This window comes from Nostoc punctiforme PCC 73102 (assembly GCF_000020025.1).
Classification (GTDB): Bacteria; Cyanobacteriota; Cyanobacteriia; order Cyanobacteriales; family Nostocaceae; genus Nostoc; species Nostoc punctiforme.
Genome location: NC_010628.1, coordinates 2,817,940 through 2,833,137, shown reverse-complemented (window position 1 = coordinate 2,833,137; position 15,198 = coordinate 2,817,940). Strand labels below are relative to the sequence as shown.

The following is a 15,198-nucleotide window of genomic DNA, read 5'->3' as shown; positions in this document are numbered from 1 at the left end:
TTGTTAAGACGACAAACAATGCGTTAACCGGCAATTGGGACTGGTTCGGCTCATTAGATACACAGGTGGCATCTTTGGGGAGTATAAAATTTATTACACGGGGGCGTTGAGAATTGGGAATTGGTTTAATCCTTTAGCTTCTAAAATGCTAAATCTGAAACAGAAAAACATAGTAGAGCCTGTTAGAAACCTATTATGTTTACTTTTACATTCAAGTAGGGCAAAGTATGATTGCTTTGAGATATTTTGCATTCTTTGTACTACTATTAGCTGGACTATTATCAGCAATTAAGCAAATGAGTCTTGCTTTGGATGAAGGAAATATTGAGCAGTTCACTCTTTGGACAGGTGTTGCCTCTATCATTGCAGGTTTACCAACTATGTTGTGGTAAAGCTTAGGTAAGCACATAATATTTTTCAACTAGGCATATTTAGAATAGCACCTAGTAGTGTACCAAGGTAACTTTGCTAAGTAAAACCTCTAATTGGTAAAATAGCCAAAAACGGGGTGTAACATGGCAAAAAAGTACATTGTTGACTTGAATGAAGATGAAGTTTCCCAACTGCAATCGATAATTAAGAAAGGTAAGCATAAGGCAAGAACCATAAGCCGTGCAAACATTCTTTTGATGGCTTCCGAAGGAGAAACGGATCAAGCGATCGCTAGCATAGTTAGAGCGCATGTTGCAACAGTGCAACGAATACGAGAAAAATTTGTCATTGGAGGGTTAGATTTTGCTTTAAAGGATGAAGTTCATCCACCAAAACATAAAAAATTAGATGAAAAGCAAGAAGCATTTTTGATTGCAACAGCTTGTTCTAATCCGCCAGAAGGAAGAGTGCGTTGGACAATGCAATTATTAGCAGATCATTTAGTGAACGTTGGTATCATAGATTCAATCTCAGATGAAACAGTACGTCAAACTTTAAAAAAAATGAAATTAAGCCTTGGTTGAAAGAACAATGGTGTATTCCTGAAGTTAACGCAGAATATGTTTTCCGAATGGAAGATGTGCTGGATTTATACAATGAGCCTTATGATCCTAAACGCCCTGTAGTCTGCTTTGATGAACGTCCATACCAATTAGTAGAAAAAGTAAGACTTCCTTTGCCACCACAGCCAGAGCAACCTGAACGTTATGATTTTGAGTATAAACGTAACGGGACAGTAAATTTATTCGCATGTTTTCAACCCTTGGCTGGATGGCGGCATATCGAAGTTACAGAACGTCGAACTAAAGCCGATTTTGCTAAACAAATGAAAAATTTAGTAGATGTTTCCTACCGAGATGCCGATGTTATTCGTTTAGTAGTTGATAACTTGAATATTCATACACCCAATGCATTATATGAAGTTTTTCCACCAGAAGAAGCACGTCGAATTATTCAAAAGTTAGAGTTTCACTATACTCCTAAACACGCTTCTTGGTGAGCCAGTGCGTTGGGCGGGTTCCCCGACTTGAAGCAACTGGCGAACCCGAAGGGCTGAATCAGGTAGAAATCGAATTATCTGTTTTATCTCGCCAATGTTTAGAACGGCGTATTCCTAATGCAGAAACATTAACTTCTGAGATTGCCGCTTGGGAGAAAAAACGTAATCAGCAAAAAGCTAGTGTTTATTGGGGTTTTCAAACCAAAGATGCTCGCCGAAAAATGGAGCGTTTATATCCAAATTTAACATAGCAAAGTTAGCTTGGCAGACTACTAGAGGAAGCGCAAACCCCTAATATTCTTGGATAAAATGGTGTAGGGGATATTGATAAATAATTAATAATTAAGTAATTTTACTTAATAAATTGCCGGAAAGTTTGTCTGTTTTCGAATTACTTTTGGGGTGTGACAGTTTTGCTTCCAGAAGGTAGGTTATAAATACGTTTGATGATGGAGAAAAACCAATTATCGGGCAACAATTTACGCAGCATAAGCAAAATGGGCGCAGGTTGACCGACGCAATAGCGCATTTTATAACTACGATCGATGGCTGCTTTAAATATTGCCTGAGCAACTAATTCTGGAGGCTCTCCTTTTCTTCCCGCTTCTTGGGATACCCTTTGTGTAGTATCTACTAATGGTTGATACATCGGCAAATCATCACGCACGATCGCTCGATTATTTTCGTAAAATTCAGTTTTAATCACACCTGGTTCAACAATTTTAATTTTGATATTGAATGGTTCTAATTCATAATGCAAAGCTTCACTAAACCCTTCTACCGCCCATTTTGAACTGTGATAAATGCTATATAAGGGGAAAGTAATTCGTCCTCCCATACTGGCAATTTGAATAATAGTGCCACCGCCTTGTTGACGTAGATGGGGAATGATCGCTTGTGTGATTCGCATCAAGCCAAAGACGTTGGTATTGAATTGTTTGGCGATTATTTCATCAGTCATGGCTTCAAATACACCATCTACGCCATAACCAGCGTTATTTACTAAAACATCAATTTGACCAAAATCTTGGATGGCAGAAGCGATCGCAGTTTGAATACTGTTATTATCTGTAACATCTAAAAAATATACTTTGATGTTAGGAAATTCACGGAAATTCTGGTCTTGACTGGGGTTTCGCATCGTGGCTGCAACGTTCCAGCCTTGTTGCGCGAAGTATATGGTGGTGAATTTCCCAATTCCACTGGATGTTCCGGTGATGAAAACTGTTTTGGGCATGGGTATTAAGGGGTTGAGTGGGATGTAGAGAGGCGAAGTTGTGCGTCTCTACATACATGATTTTTTAAACTCGGAGGGTTTACGCATATTGCAAGCAGAACTCGCAGGAGGTGTGCGGAGGGTTTGTGGTTTGTAGCAATCCTCCAAAATTCACCAACAGATATTTCTCAGGAACCCTGTAAAATATGGATTTTGAATTTTGGATTGGTATTAGGGACTTCCAAATTAAAAAACATTCAAAAATCTCATACAACAATCCTCTCTCTTCTTCATCTCTCTGTGTCCTCTGCGCCTCTGTGGTAGCCTGCGGCAAGCCGCTGACGCTCCTTTGTCGCTACGCTTTCTCTACGAGAGGCTTGTCTGCGACACGCTCCGCGAACGCCAACGCTAATGCGTCTACGTCTTCTTGGATAACTTATTTCTTGGAAATCCCTTAGACGCTGTTTTGTTTGATGATATCGCGGTATAAGTTAGCGGCTGGGGTTGGTTGGCGTTTGAGTTCTGGGTCTGTATCTAGGTCAATGTGATATAGTCCAAAATCGCTATCTGGGCCAAATTTCAGACCCCACTCGCGGTTGGAGGTGATGCACCAGGAGACGTAACCGATGACGTTTATCCCGTCTTGACGAGCGCGTTGCACTTGTTGGAGATGCTGGCGAATGTAGTCTTCGCGCTTGACGACTTTATCGGCTACTTCTACACAGCCATTCTCAATAATCATAATTTCTTTATCGGGGAATAACTGGGCGTGGAATTTGAGCATATCGTAGAGAACACCAGACCAAACTGGCGCATTACTAAAACGTCCAAAAGCAGCATCCATTAATTGTTGAATGCGGTTGAGTCGAAGATTGCTAATCCCCCAGTAATAGTCAAAACCAACAAAATCTTGTTGACCTACACATTCTTGAGGACAGAGGAATGTGGGTAATTTCCCAGCCATACCTAAGTGCCACCAGTTACTTGTCAGTGATGTGGAAAGTACGCTGAAAATCTTGAAAATTGGGTCAAAGATGCGGGTGAGCGATCGCAGTACGGGTAAGCGTTGTTGGGTGGAAACGGCGACAAATTTCACTTTGCTGGGATCGCCAAAGATTTGCTTGGCGATTAAACGCGCTAAATCAATCTCTAAGCCGCTAAATTCTCCGGTTTTGGGGTCGCGGTAGCCAAACCCAGGTACGTTTTCTTTGACTGCGACAACTAAATAACCACGGTCTTGAATGCGTCGCAGTGGTGTACCGGGTTGAGGCTGTCCGATAGTTGGACTAGAAGATCCGCCTGTGGTGATGTCAGCTAGGGTTGAACGTCTGCCGATTTTCGGTACAGGTGGGACGGGTTGATTAGGGAAGTAATGACTATAGCTAGCTTGCCAAGCCCCGGATTCTTTAAACTGTCGCACTACTGTATCTACAATATTCAAGAAGGCGCGATCGCCTTTAACTACAGCTGCGCCATAGTTCTCTACTGTCAGCCCTTCACCATTTTTACCCACCAGTCGATATTGCCCTGGTTGTTGTCTCATCAGACCCAAGAGAATTGTGTCATCTGCAAGAATGGCGCTCACTTGCTCATAATCCAAGGCTTGCAAGGCATCAGCGTAATCTTCTACTACTTTGACTTCAACTCTGGGTAACAGGTATTCTATGGTAGATTCTGCCGTCGCACTTTTGATAACTGCTACTGTTTTCTGAGCCAGATTTTCTGGTTGCTGAATGGGACTGGTGGCTTTGACTAAGAGAAATTGCCCCGCCTGATAATAAGTTTCCGAAAACGCTACTTGCTGTTGTCGCTCGGCGGTAATAGTCAAATTAGCAATGACAACATCAACTTTTCCTTTTTCCAACAAACTGCGCTCAGTAAAACGTTTACCCTGAGAAATCATATCTTCGGGACGACGCAGATTAGTGACATTGTGATCCACCAATTTCTGCAACCATAGAGGCAGACCCAATAACATGGGGTTTGCTCCCACTTGAGCATCTGGGTTGTACTCTTTGAGGATATTTCTGGCGCGTGTATGGGAGACAAACAAATTCCGCATGAGTTTCTGCACGGCGGTCATTTGATCGGCAATAGTTGCACCGCGCTCTAAACCTGGGGGCATAAAATAGGCTCTTTCCCACCAAGGCTTGATGTAACCGTAAATTAATTGGCTAGGTTCGTTAAAGCTAATCCAATAACGTGCCAAATGACCCAAACGCTTGGCGACTTCTGTGGCGTAGTTAGCAAAAATAGCTGGAAATTCTGGCGCAGTTAAACCCCCCCGTGCTTCTACATGGATGGGATGGGTGAAGTGATGCAGAGTTACAATTGGTTCTAAACCATGCGATCTGATAGTTTCAATTACTTGGCGATAATGTTCAAAAGCTTCTTCACTGAACTTACCGGGTTCAGGTTCTACCCGTGACCAAGCGATCGAAAACCGGAAAGACTTGCAACCAAGGGACTGAGCTAAGGCAATATCTTCAGCGTAGCGATGCCAAAAGTCAGTGGCTCGACCCCTGACCGTAATACCGCGACGACGTTCCCATACATCCCGAATATCTTCAAACTGGGAATCGTAAGCTTCACACTGATGGTCAGCAGTTGCAACACCGAATAAGAATGATGAGGGTAAAGGCATAAGGCGATCGCTCATGTTAATTTCTCCTGAAAAGTTGTGAAAGAAGGCAGAAGGCAGATCGCTTTTAGCGTCTCCCTTTGGGAGAAGGCGGGAAGGATTCAAGAGAAAATTGCACAACTAAACATGAAAATGTATTTTCCCTACACCCTTAAACCTTTATACTCCACTCAGCAGAGGTTTAATTTGGAATTTACGGTTGGTAAGTTTCCCAAATATTGCCCCAGAAAAAACTACCAAACTCTGCCAATAATGTAGTTTTCTCTGTCAGTGACTTGGCGTTAGTAATTCGCCACCCGGAAACGCACTTGGCTACGTCACCCACATCTAGGGTTAAAATTCCTGAACCAATAATGGGACTGTTGTTATCTGTACCTTGATGTAGGTAAGTATAGATAGTTGTCATGTCTTGCCACAAATCAAATCCCGGATCGTTATGCAGTTCTTTCTTGCCTACTAAGTAGTAATCTTGATTACCATGTTCAAAAGCAAGTTCATAAGTAATGTATTTATATCCGGGATTATGGTCATGAGCAAACAGGTTAAACACGCCTCTTTTGAAGGGAATGTGTTCGCCAAAATTCGCAAAACTAATGTTACCAGCAATACTAGCAGTAAAAGTAGTATCACCCAAAAAACGTTTTAAGTCACAAATGTTAATGGTCAGTTGCAATGAGAGTGAGGAATTGTGCGCTTTGCCTTTTGCTGCACCCTGAATCGGGTCAGTCTCATTTAAAACAAACGCACCCGCCATGCTTTCGCGGAAAGTCATTCCTGGCAAATTATTGTGCATTCGGGTCACGTCTGGCTGGAAGGGCAATCCTGCGGGTGACATGGTTTGCAAATATTGTTTAGCATCGGCGTAACCCATATCAACCAAAGTTGCACCATCAATGTTTCCCAAATAGTAATCAGGATCAAGAGGTAAAGGATAAGCGGGTTTGATGAGGTGGAGTTTGATCGGTTGGGTATGTCCGTAGACTGTCTCCCCTTGCAAAATTCTCTGGTTGATTTCATTGATGCGATCGCACTCTTCAAAAAATGCCCCGTTCGCACTCAGTTCCATCATGTGGACATATTGATTAAAAATTCCCGTTTGATATTCGCTACTATTGCCAATGCACCACAATACCCAAAGTTCATCTGCACCCCGGCGCACCGCTTCCATGAGATTAACATCTTTAATCCACACGGAATCCATGTATAGATAATCACCTTTTTGTACAGGTGGCATAAAGATGGGGAGAGAAATCCCTGCAACCAATAAATCTAAATCTAAGCGATCGTGGGGAATGACTTCATTAGTTTTGTGGGTAAAGTTGCAAACATTAAATGTACCTTGCATTCCCTCCGAGGCATTGATTTTGCTGATATCAATTCCCAAGTGGGGGAAAACGCGATCGATAATGCCATCTGCATCTCCCATAGATAACAAATCCCAGGCTTTGAGGTATTTTTCTAGAGGGATAAAGGAGACAAAATCTTTAACATTCAAAGTCTGCCAGCGATCGCACATCTCAATCGGCGATAGTCCAGATAGCAGCATTGCTAAATTCATCGTACCGCCGGAAGTACCATCCGCATGATTAAAACACAGTCCTGATTCGATTAAGGCGCGGATAGCTCCAGCTTGGTAAGCTACACGCATTCCACCACCAGCTAAAATCAAGGAACGTTTATTCCCTGAGTATGTTGGTTCAGGAGTGCCGTAAGGTTTATGCGGTTGGTTGCTCATAAGTGTATCCTGGTGTAAAAGTACGCAAGCGAAACAAGTACCAGAAAATTAATACTCCTGATAACAGGTCAAAACCAGCAATTAGCAGCGCGAATGGGGAAAAAATTAGCCTGATAACAGCCAAACAAACGGTTATTGAAGCACCAAATTTTTGTAATCCTGCCCAAATTAAGACAATAGGTTGGGGTTGTGGGCTGATTAATGCTTGTAACAGTGCGCCGTTAAACAGCAGCATAAACATACCGATGATGGCAAAAAAATGCTGGCTAGTCGGGGTTACTTCTGCTGAGACAATGTAGAGTACCAAACTAGGCAAAACCATTTGCAACAATCCACTCACAATGGTGAAAATGGCAATGCCAATTAATGATAAGTGGAGTACTTTACCGTTATTCATCATATTTTTGATTAATTTTTAATTGGTACTACATACATCTCGGCTTGATCATCCTTGGGCAAAGCCTTTGGCGCTGGTAGCCATTCTTGACCCAAACCTAAATTAACTACACTTTCTAAACCTTCTGGTTGTTGTGTGGGGGGTGTGTCGTAGCCAAGAAACCAACTCTCCAAATGGTCATCTAGCATCCCTGTGATTTCCGGGAAAAAGCCTGTAAATATAGGTTCGGGGCTAATCTCTAGGTGTTTTAGTGATTGGATACGGGGATGATCGCCTATGGTAAGTTTGGCTGAACCTGGTTTAAACAGCGAAAATCCCAATTTCCCTTGAAAGTAAATCACGGATTTCATCAACATTCCGCGAAATGCACAGTAGTTTGCTGCACCCATTTTCAGGGGAAACCAAGCTTTGGCGGGTTTGGCAACTTCAATTTTCATCACTAGTTGCCCATCTAAATCATATTGACTGCTGACAGTGCGATCGCCAATCACAAAGTCCAAGTTAGCTTGATGTTTGGGCATTCCCCAAATTCCTTTACCCCCTTTGACAGAAATTTCGGTACTAACAGGTAAATCAAGTACATACTGCCCAGTGCCGTACTGTTGCATCAATAAACCAGGTAGTAATGGCGGGGCTGGTTTTGCGCCATGAGTGCAGGCGATCGCAATACTAAATTCGATGTATTTACCAATGTCAGTAATCTGATAATTAATCACTGTGATTACTAACAACCCCTGATTATTCCATAGTCGCAGAGGATGTACTTCTTTGGCTAGGATCAATTCTTTAGCGCGATCGGCGTTAATCGGAAATACCGCCATCAATGCTGGTGTCTGTTCAGAATTAACGGGTAACTGAAAAGGTATGCCATCAACTAGGGCATAAAGTCCTGTTTGTTGTTTTAAACGTTGAGGTATCATATTTTTTCACACATAATTAAATTTATTGGTGGAGGGAGGTAACACAGGTCTAGAGAATGGAATCTGCACTTTTCAAACAGTCTTTTCTAATTCTGCAAGCATTAAGGGAAACACATCTTTGGCTGCATTCTTACCCATAAATATGTCTAAATGACTGTAGTTATCCAGAACGTGTAAAGCATGGTAACTAGGACGCAGAGAGTCAAAATATTTAAAAGTTTCTATCTGACTTTGTGGGAGAAAGCAACGGTTAAGTTGCCCAGCAAAAAATGCAATACGGGCATCGGTTTTTGGTGGTTGGGCAATAAAATCTTTTGGGAAATTGGGGAAGTTATCAACAGAAATTAGATGTCCACGATTGATGCACTGAGACATTTGTGCGAAAAAACTGAGCGGCACATAGGCGAATTCCTGCTTTAGCCATTCGTGGGTGGCTTCGTTGAGGTTGGCGTGTTCCCACAATGCCGGGAAGCCAGTCCCATAAGTAAAGCTAACTTGTTTACAGACTGAATTATTACATTCGTGATGGGTAAGACCCACGACCAGAGAGATGATTTTTGCAGCTAGACTTGGTGAATCTATTTGCCATTGTGGGTTTAAATGATCGGTGAGGAAATTGACGGCTGGTACTGCAAAATTAATTTTGAAAGATGACCATGAAGGTACAATCGGATGCAGTGAAACGGCATTGCTGATAATAGTTTTGACTTGTGGGACTAAGCCAGCCACCACAGACATCATGAAACTAGTAGATCCCTGACAATGGATGATAGCTTTGATCTTTTCATAACCCGTCTCTTCGACAATTGTTTTCACCGCTTGTGGATGGTCATTCACTGCGGCTCGGTCAAGTGTCCAATGATTAGGATTTAAGTCAATACTGGCACGCCAGTTTTCTAACCATACGTCATAACCATGAGCAACTAAGTAATCAACTATATTAGTATCCACAGGAGCGCGAAAGATATTTGCTCTGACTCCTGCACCATGCGCTAGTAATACAGGCGATTTAGAAGGAGGCTTTTCACCTCTAACGTTAATTAAGTTACATTCAAAGCCATCTTTGCTAGTAAAAGGTACTATTCTTTCTTGTAAAGATTGAGTATATGTTGTGGTGTTCATTTTGATAGATTTGTTAAAAGATTAGGGCATTGGGCAAAACAGTTCCGTTAGCGATAGCGGGGCGTTTAGCCCGTGCTATTAGCGGATAGCTAAGGTTTAGCCAATGAGGAGTGCTGTTAGCGGATAGCTAAGGTTCAGCCCGTGAAGAGTTACGAATTACGAATTCTCCCCTGCTCCCCCTGTTCCCTGCCCCCTGCCCCCTGCCTCCTGCCCCCCTATCTCCTAAAGTTAAATGTAGACTTCCGCTAAAGTGCCGGCAAAGAAACGACTGAATCTATCTATTGCTTGTAGGCGTTCCCCAATAGTATCTGCGTTGGTAACTTTCATAGTGGTCATTTGTTTGATGAAGTCCATCGGCTGAATTTTGAGAATGCCTTGACCAACGATGGGATCATTTTCACTGTCGCCCTCATAAACGGTGATGAATAGTGTGGTGGTGTCAGACCAAACATCGAATCCTGGGTCATCATGAATTTGCTTGAAGCCTTTCAAGTAATAACGTTGTCCTGATTGCGTCATCATGTGTAAGCGATAACGCATTTGTCTGGTGTTTTGTTGGCCTTGTTGGACAACAAACAAATTAAAATCGCTATTGGTGACGGTTAGGGCTTCTGGTGATAAAATGGGGGCTTTAACTATACCAACTATTTTCCCTAGGTGTTCGGGGTCATTGAGTAGTTTGTCTAAGTCATCGGCAATTACTGTAACGGTGAACTCTAGAGGCGAGTTGTCTTGTTTGCCTTGCCAGAATGCAGGCTGATAGTTGTCGTCTTTGACTGCGGTAGAAAAGTAGCCGCGCATGGTCTCGGTGAATTGAATACCGACTGTGGTAGAACGGGTAGTGTCACCGTTGACTATGGGCGGGGTAGTCAAATCATAATTAATCGTCCAACCCCGGTCTTTAGCAATGAGGGTACAGCAGCGTTCCGCTAGAGCAGAGATTGTCAGTAATGGATTTACACCTAATGTCCGAGGAACTATAGAACCATCAGCGACATATAAGTTTTCGTAGACGTTTGTTCCTTGGTTGCTAGCAAATACTTGTCCCTTATGGTTGACAACACCGTGTTCAGCATCTTCCGCTAAGATACAGCCTCCTAGTGGATGGACTGTAACTAAGTCATGACCAAAGGCATCAGACCAAATGGGGTTAGGAATTTGTGTACCACCTAGGGGTTCGGTGGCTTCTGTAAGACGATTATTGACTCGTTGAAAAATGGGTTGGCTTCCTACATCTTGCCATTTAATGCGGAGACGGTCATTTTCTAAGTACATCTGTCCGGCTGCATCATCATGGGTCATGACTAAGTAGGTTTGGGTGTTGCGGACTGCACCAGTGTAAGCACCATGAGTCAAACTCTCAACTTCGCGGATTTTTTCTTCGATGCGATCGCCTAAACCAGAGTCGGTGTCTTTACCTAAAATTTTGGCAGCCGCCGCAAGGGTTTGGGGTAATATAGCAGCCAGACCTCCAGGAATTGAGCCTTCTTCAATAACTAGTCCGTTATCTAATTGGGGCTGTTCTCGCATATCTATGATACCGGTGATGCATGGCCCTACTGGTTCTTGGGCATTCTCCGGGCGATCGCCAAAACCAATACCGTTAATTACTTGCTCGGTGTTATAGCCAAAAGCTAGAACATCTCCATTGCCTGTAAAATTATGTCCCAATTTCTCAGATACCGCTAAACCAGCAGCTTGAGAACGCAGCAAAATTTCTGTAGATCCCAATGTCCCAGCCGCCAGAATCACAATATCAGCACTGACGAACATTGTGGGAGCGTTAAAGCTTTCTTGTCCCGTGTTTAATAATTGGTAATGGACTAGCCAGCGATTCCCCTGACGTTCAACTCGTCGCACGGAAACTTGTGTATAGATTTCTGCACCGTGGTTTTTTGCATCTGGGAGGTAATTCATCAACACGGTGTTTTTGGCTTTATTATTACAGCCAGAAACACAATCACCGCAGAGATTACATTTGTTTTGTTCTACACCGACATGATTCACCCCATCTTGGAATGTCACATTGATGGGGGGACGATAGAACTTTTCATTCAAATATTTAGACGACTTTTCTAAAGCTTGTAATTTTGGTAGTGGAGGAAAATTTTCAGGGTAGGGAGTAGGTTTGAGCATTTCCTCTGCACGACGATAACCTGCGGCTAATAAAGTCCCGACATCATCACGCAATTCCTTTGGCCAGCGTGAATCTGCAAATACACGCGGTTCAGCTTGTAATGACACATTGGCGTTAACTAAAGATGTTCCACCTAGTCCACAACCAATAAAGACATTAATGTCTTTATTCACATGAAAGTCATACAAAGCTGTGTGCGAACCTAGATGATGTTGTGGCAAATCTATCTGCATTTGTGCCAATGCTTTGCTTTGAGTTTTGGGATATTCACCAGGTTGAAATTCTTTCCCTCGCTCTAAAATACACACTTGCTGTCCGGCTCGTGCTAAACGCGATGCGGCAATACTACCACCATAACCAGAACCAATAACTACAACTGTATAGGAACTTTTTAAGTTTTCAATCGGGCTGGATAAACGAGTCATTGTATTCATCCTTAGCAATTATGGACATGAAAATATACACTTCATCTAGATTACAGATGGAGGCAAAAGCTAATCTAATCAAGATTTCTAATGATGCAGCAGGATTTTTAACTACTAGTATTGGAATTCAAAAGCAATCAAAGCTTTTCCAGAAAATTCAAGAAAAATGGTGTCGATAATAATTTGTTGTCGTGTACAAATTGCACTCAAACATTACCCCTAAACCCTTCACTAAAAGGTAAGGTTAGTAAGAATCAGAGCCTCTATCCCTATGGACGGGAGGTTTAGAAAGGGGTTATATGAATAAGTTATGTGTGGCTTTAATCAAAACTAAAGCCTGATTAATTTGGATTAAACAACAAATTTCAGTTATACGATTCAGTTATCGGAGCTAATTGGGTATTATATGCAGGTTAACAAAAAAGTTAATATTTTTTTACTTAAATTAACCCAGCTAATGATTAAATTAACTCTGAAATTTATACATATTTATAGTATGTACAATTTCAGTCACAGCGTAGCATTGCAGACAATTTTTGGCAATGTTAAATTCGATTTTGTTTACGGGTTAAGTAAGTTGCCAGAATAAAATCAAACTATGTAAAGAAAAATGAAGTACGCTAAAACTGTTATACCTATTGCCTTATCCTAACGACAATTATTTACGTTCACTTACTTTAAAGCATGGTGCTAGTAGTCTGCCAACCCAAAATTGCTGGGTTTGGTCTGGGTAAAGGGTAAAGGGGAAGGGGCTAAATTTGAAAAGCGAATTGAGTTTGGCTGCTCGGAAGGGTGAAATAGGAACGCCATTGTTTTATCACCTTTCTGAGTTGCAACAGAATTTAAGGTATACGGCGAGATTGACAAGCAAATTACAGCCGCACGTCAACAAGAAGAAAGTGCGATCGCACCTTCTAACACTTGGGTAAGACAACTTGCTGAACTTCGTCAAGATTTTGATTCAATCCTCCGTTACATTACCAAAGCAACAGAAAATACAGTGATTTGAAAAAGCGTAGTAAGTGGTTCTAGTCCTTTTTTGCTGGCATAGCGGATATGCATAATTTTTAAACTTTGCAGTGAGAAGTACTTTAAGTTACTTAATGCATCAATCGCTACCTACTTTTATAGTTAGCGCTAAGATAGCTATGTATTTTTTGGAAGTATAAATATGGCTCAAACTTTTTATGTAAATCCAGTATCAGGTAGCGATACCAACGTTGGTAGCCAACAAGCCCCATTCAAAACTATTACCCAAGCCCTTAAGGTAGCTACTGTTGATACCAAGATTCAACTAGCAGATGGTAATTATAATGTTGCTAGCGGTGAAGTCTTTCCGCTAACGGTTCCATCTGGCGTGACAGTGGTGGGTAATGAAATAAACACTGGTAAGGGCATTTTGATTGAAGGTAGTGGTACCTACTTGAGCCGTACCTTCGCTGCTCAGAATGTCACATTTGTGTTGCTGGATAAAGCCGAACTCAGGGGGGTCACTGTAACAAATCTGGCTAGCCGTGGTAGTGGTGTCTGGATTGAATCAACTGCTCCTACTGTTGCTAATAATACTTTCACCAACTGTAAGCGGGAGGGAGTATTTGCTACAGGTGAGGCGAACCCAATTATTTTAGGTAATTTGTTCAGTGAGAATGCAGCCAATGGAATTGCGATCGCTAAAAATTCCAAAGGTCAAATTCAAGGTAATACCTGCGTCAAAACAGGTTTTGGCATTGCTATTAGTGATACTGCATCACCCATCCTTCGAGATAACAAAATTTACGAAAACCGTTCTGGGATTGTCATCTCTGGTAGTGCCCGTCCTCTATTACGTAACAATGTCAGTGAAAATAACACCGATGATGGTATCACAGTAATTGGAACTGCCCTACCGGATATCGGCAGTACTAATAACTTAGGAGGTAATACTTTACGCAATAACGGTAAATTTGATTTGCAAAATGCCAGTTCCAACAAGCTGGTTTCTATAGGAAATAAAATAGATGCGTCTAAAGTCGCGGGAAGTATAGAGTTTGCAGATAGTTCGGTTCCCACGCCGACACCAACGCCAACCCCGACACCAACGCCAACCCCGACACCAACGCCAACGCCAACACCAACGCCAACCCCGACACCGACACCAACGCCGACACCAACGCCAACGCCAACACCAACGCCAACACCAACACCAACACCAACACCAACGCCGACACCAACCCCCACACCTACTATCGAATTAACCGATATTAGTAATCATTGGGCAGGTGGGTTTATTCGGGAATTAGTCAAATTAGGGATAGTTAATGGTTTCCCCGATCGCACATTTAAACCCGATGCTACGATGACACGGGCACAATACGCCGCATTATTGGTAAAAGCTTTCAACCCATCGCCAAATCGCCCCGTGGTTAAATTCAAAGATGTACCCGCAGATTTCTGGGCATCTAAGGTTATTCAGCAGGCATATCAAGGTTTATTTCTCTCTGGTTTTCCTGACAATACTTTCGGTCCGAACAAAAATATTCAGCGCGTGCAAGTGATTGTCTCCCTCGTGAATGGGTTGGGGCTATCTGCTGATGGTACAGCATCTATTAAAGCTTTCGATGACCAAGCCAAGATTCCTGAATATGCCAAGGATGAGGTAGTAAAAGCTATAAACAAGGAGATTATTGTCAATCACCCGAACCTCAAACAACTCAATCCTACCCGTGATGCTACACGCGCTGAGGTAGCGGCGATGGTATACCAAGCCTTGGTAGATGCTGGTCGTGTAGCGGCGATCGACTCGCCTTATATTCTGACTGCTTGATTGTTCAACTAATTTATTTTGCACAATCGGATTATTTTTGTAGGGGCAATTCATGTAGCCACGTTCGCAGTTACATGAATTGCCCCTAGAAAATAGTTATAAATTAGAGACAGATCAAATTTATACTTCATTTCAAAAAACGCCGTTTTTAGTTTCTACTCCAATGGAGGCAAATTATTCGGATCACTTCAAATTATCTAAAGCATAACTTTGGCTACAATTAGTTACACAGCCTTAGCAATCTCTGGGGCATATACCTGTGAAGCTTAGTTGGCAATCATTCTGTCAATGATAAAGTAGCAAAAGTGCATCCTAATATTCACTTTCTCGAAAAGCTCTCACTTGCCCACGATGAATTAGAATAAATCTA

10 protein-coding genes and 1 pseudogene are annotated in these 15,198 nt (G+C 42.2%); 4 read left to right on the top strand and 7 right to left on the bottom strand.

Annotated features, from left to right (window positions below):
• Positions 1 to 227: 227 nt before the first annotated feature.
• Positions 228 to 392 (top strand): hypothetical protein, encoded by a 165-nt coding sequence (locus NPUN_RS38885; protein ID WP_234711086.1) that lies wholly within the window; start codon positions 228 to 230, stop codon positions 390 to 392.
• Positions 393 to 515: 123 nt separating this feature from the next.
• Positions 516 to 1,683: pseudogene (locus NPUN_RS40050) on the top strand (IS630 family transposase).
• Between the two features lie 140 nt (positions 1,684 to 1,823).
• Here NPUN_RS40050 and NPUN_RS11490 read toward each other — a convergent pair.
• The 7 genes from NPUN_RS11490 to NPUN_RS11460 form a co-directional block, all read right to left on the bottom strand.
• On the bottom strand, positions 1,824 to 2,669 hold the full coding sequence (locus NPUN_RS11490) for an SDR family oxidoreductase (protein WP_012408872.1): 846 nt from the start codon (positions 2,667 to 2,669) through the stop codon (positions 1,824 to 1,826).
• A gap of 433 nt (positions 2,670 to 3,102) precedes the next feature.
• On the bottom strand, positions 3,103 to 5,307 hold the full coding sequence (locus NPUN_RS11485) for a family 1 glycosylhydrolase (protein WP_012408871.1): 2,205 nt from the start codon (positions 5,305 to 5,307) through the stop codon (positions 3,103 to 3,105).
• A gap of 175 nt (positions 5,308 to 5,482) precedes the next feature.
• Positions 5,483 to 7,024 carry a patatin-like phospholipase family protein gene (locus tag NPUN_RS11480; RefSeq protein ID WP_012408870.1) on the bottom strand — a complete coding sequence of 514 codons (1,542 nt, stop codon included), beginning with the start codon at positions 7,022 to 7,024 and terminating at the stop codon, positions 5,483 to 5,485.
• The gene (locus tag NPUN_RS11475) at positions 7,005 to 7,424 is read right to left on the bottom strand and encodes a hypothetical protein (protein WP_012408869.1); all 420 of its coding nucleotides are present in this window, start codon (positions 7,422 to 7,424) and stop codon (positions 7,005 to 7,007) included. Before NPUN_RS11475 ends, NPUN_RS11480 begins: the two co-directional genes overlap by 20 nt.
• Before the next feature lie 8 nt (positions 7,425 to 7,432).
• Entirely contained in the window at positions 7,433 to 8,341 is a 909-nt protein-coding gene (locus tag NPUN_RS11470; RefSeq protein ID WP_012408868.1) for an acetoacetate decarboxylase family protein, read from the bottom strand.
• Positions 8,342 to 8,413: 72 nt separating this feature from the next.
• Positions 8,414 to 9,463, bottom strand: coding sequence for an alpha/beta hydrolase family protein (locus NPUN_RS11465; protein ID WP_012408867.1), 1,050 nt, complete (start codon positions 9,461 to 9,463; stop codon positions 8,414 to 8,416).
• 228 nt (positions 9,464 to 9,691) lie between these two features.
• Positions 9,692 to 12,025: a GMC family oxidoreductase N-terminal domain-containing protein gene (locus NPUN_RS11460; protein WP_012408866.1), complete on the bottom strand. Its 2,334-nt coding sequence runs from the start codon at positions 12,023 to 12,025 to the stop codon at positions 9,692 to 9,694.
• Positions 12,026 to 12,045: 20 nt separating this feature from the next.
• On the opposite strand from NPUN_RS11460, the gene NPUN_RS41750 reads away from it, so the two are divergent.
• Entirely contained in the window at positions 12,046 to 12,204 is a 159-nt protein-coding gene (locus NPUN_RS41750) for a hypothetical protein (RefSeq protein ID WP_167315608.1), read from the top strand.
• A gap of 992 nt (positions 12,205 to 13,196) precedes the next feature.
• On the top strand, positions 13,197 to 14,828 hold the full coding sequence (locus tag NPUN_RS11450) for a DUF1565 domain-containing protein (protein WP_012408865.1): 1,632 nt from the start codon (positions 13,197 to 13,199) through the stop codon (positions 14,826 to 14,828).
• Positions 14,829 to 15,198 lie beyond the last annotated feature (370 nt).

Excerpts from the sequence above, each read along its gene's own strand:
- NPUN_RS38885 (WP_234711086.1), top strand. The coding sequence starts at position 228 with ATGATTGCTTTGAGATATTTTGCATTCTTTGTACTACTATTAGCTGGA.
- NPUN_RS11490 (WP_012408872.1), bottom strand. The coding sequence starts at position 2,669 with ATGCCCAAAACAGTTTTCATCACCGGAACATCCAGTGGAATTGGGAAA.
- NPUN_RS11485 (WP_012408871.1), bottom strand. The coding sequence starts at position 5,307 with ATGAGCGATCGCCTTATGCCTTTACCCTCATCATTCTTATTCGGTGTT.
- NPUN_RS11480 (WP_012408870.1), bottom strand. The coding sequence starts at position 7,024 with ATGAGCAACCAACCGCATAAACCTTACGGCACTCCTGAACCAACATAC.
- NPUN_RS11475 (WP_012408869.1), bottom strand. The coding sequence starts at position 7,424 with ATGATGAATAACGGTAAAGTACTCCACTTATCATTAATTGGCATTGCC.
- NPUN_RS11470 (WP_012408868.1), bottom strand. The coding sequence starts at position 8,341 with ATGATACCTCAACGTTTAAAACAACAAACAGGACTTTATGCCCTAGTT.
- NPUN_RS11465 (WP_012408867.1), bottom strand. The coding sequence starts at position 9,463 with ATGAACACCACAACATATACTCAATCTTTACAAGAAAGAATAGTACCT.
- NPUN_RS11460 (WP_012408866.1), bottom strand. The coding sequence starts at position 12,025 with ATGACTCGTTTATCCAGCCCGATTGAAAACTTAAAAAGTTCCTATACA.
- NPUN_RS41750 (WP_167315608.1), top strand. The coding sequence starts at position 12,046 with ATGGACATGAAAATATACACTTCATCTAGATTACAGATGGAGGCAAAA.
- NPUN_RS11450 (WP_012408865.1), top strand. The coding sequence starts at position 13,197 with ATGGCTCAAACTTTTTATGTAAATCCAGTATCAGGTAGCGATACCAAC.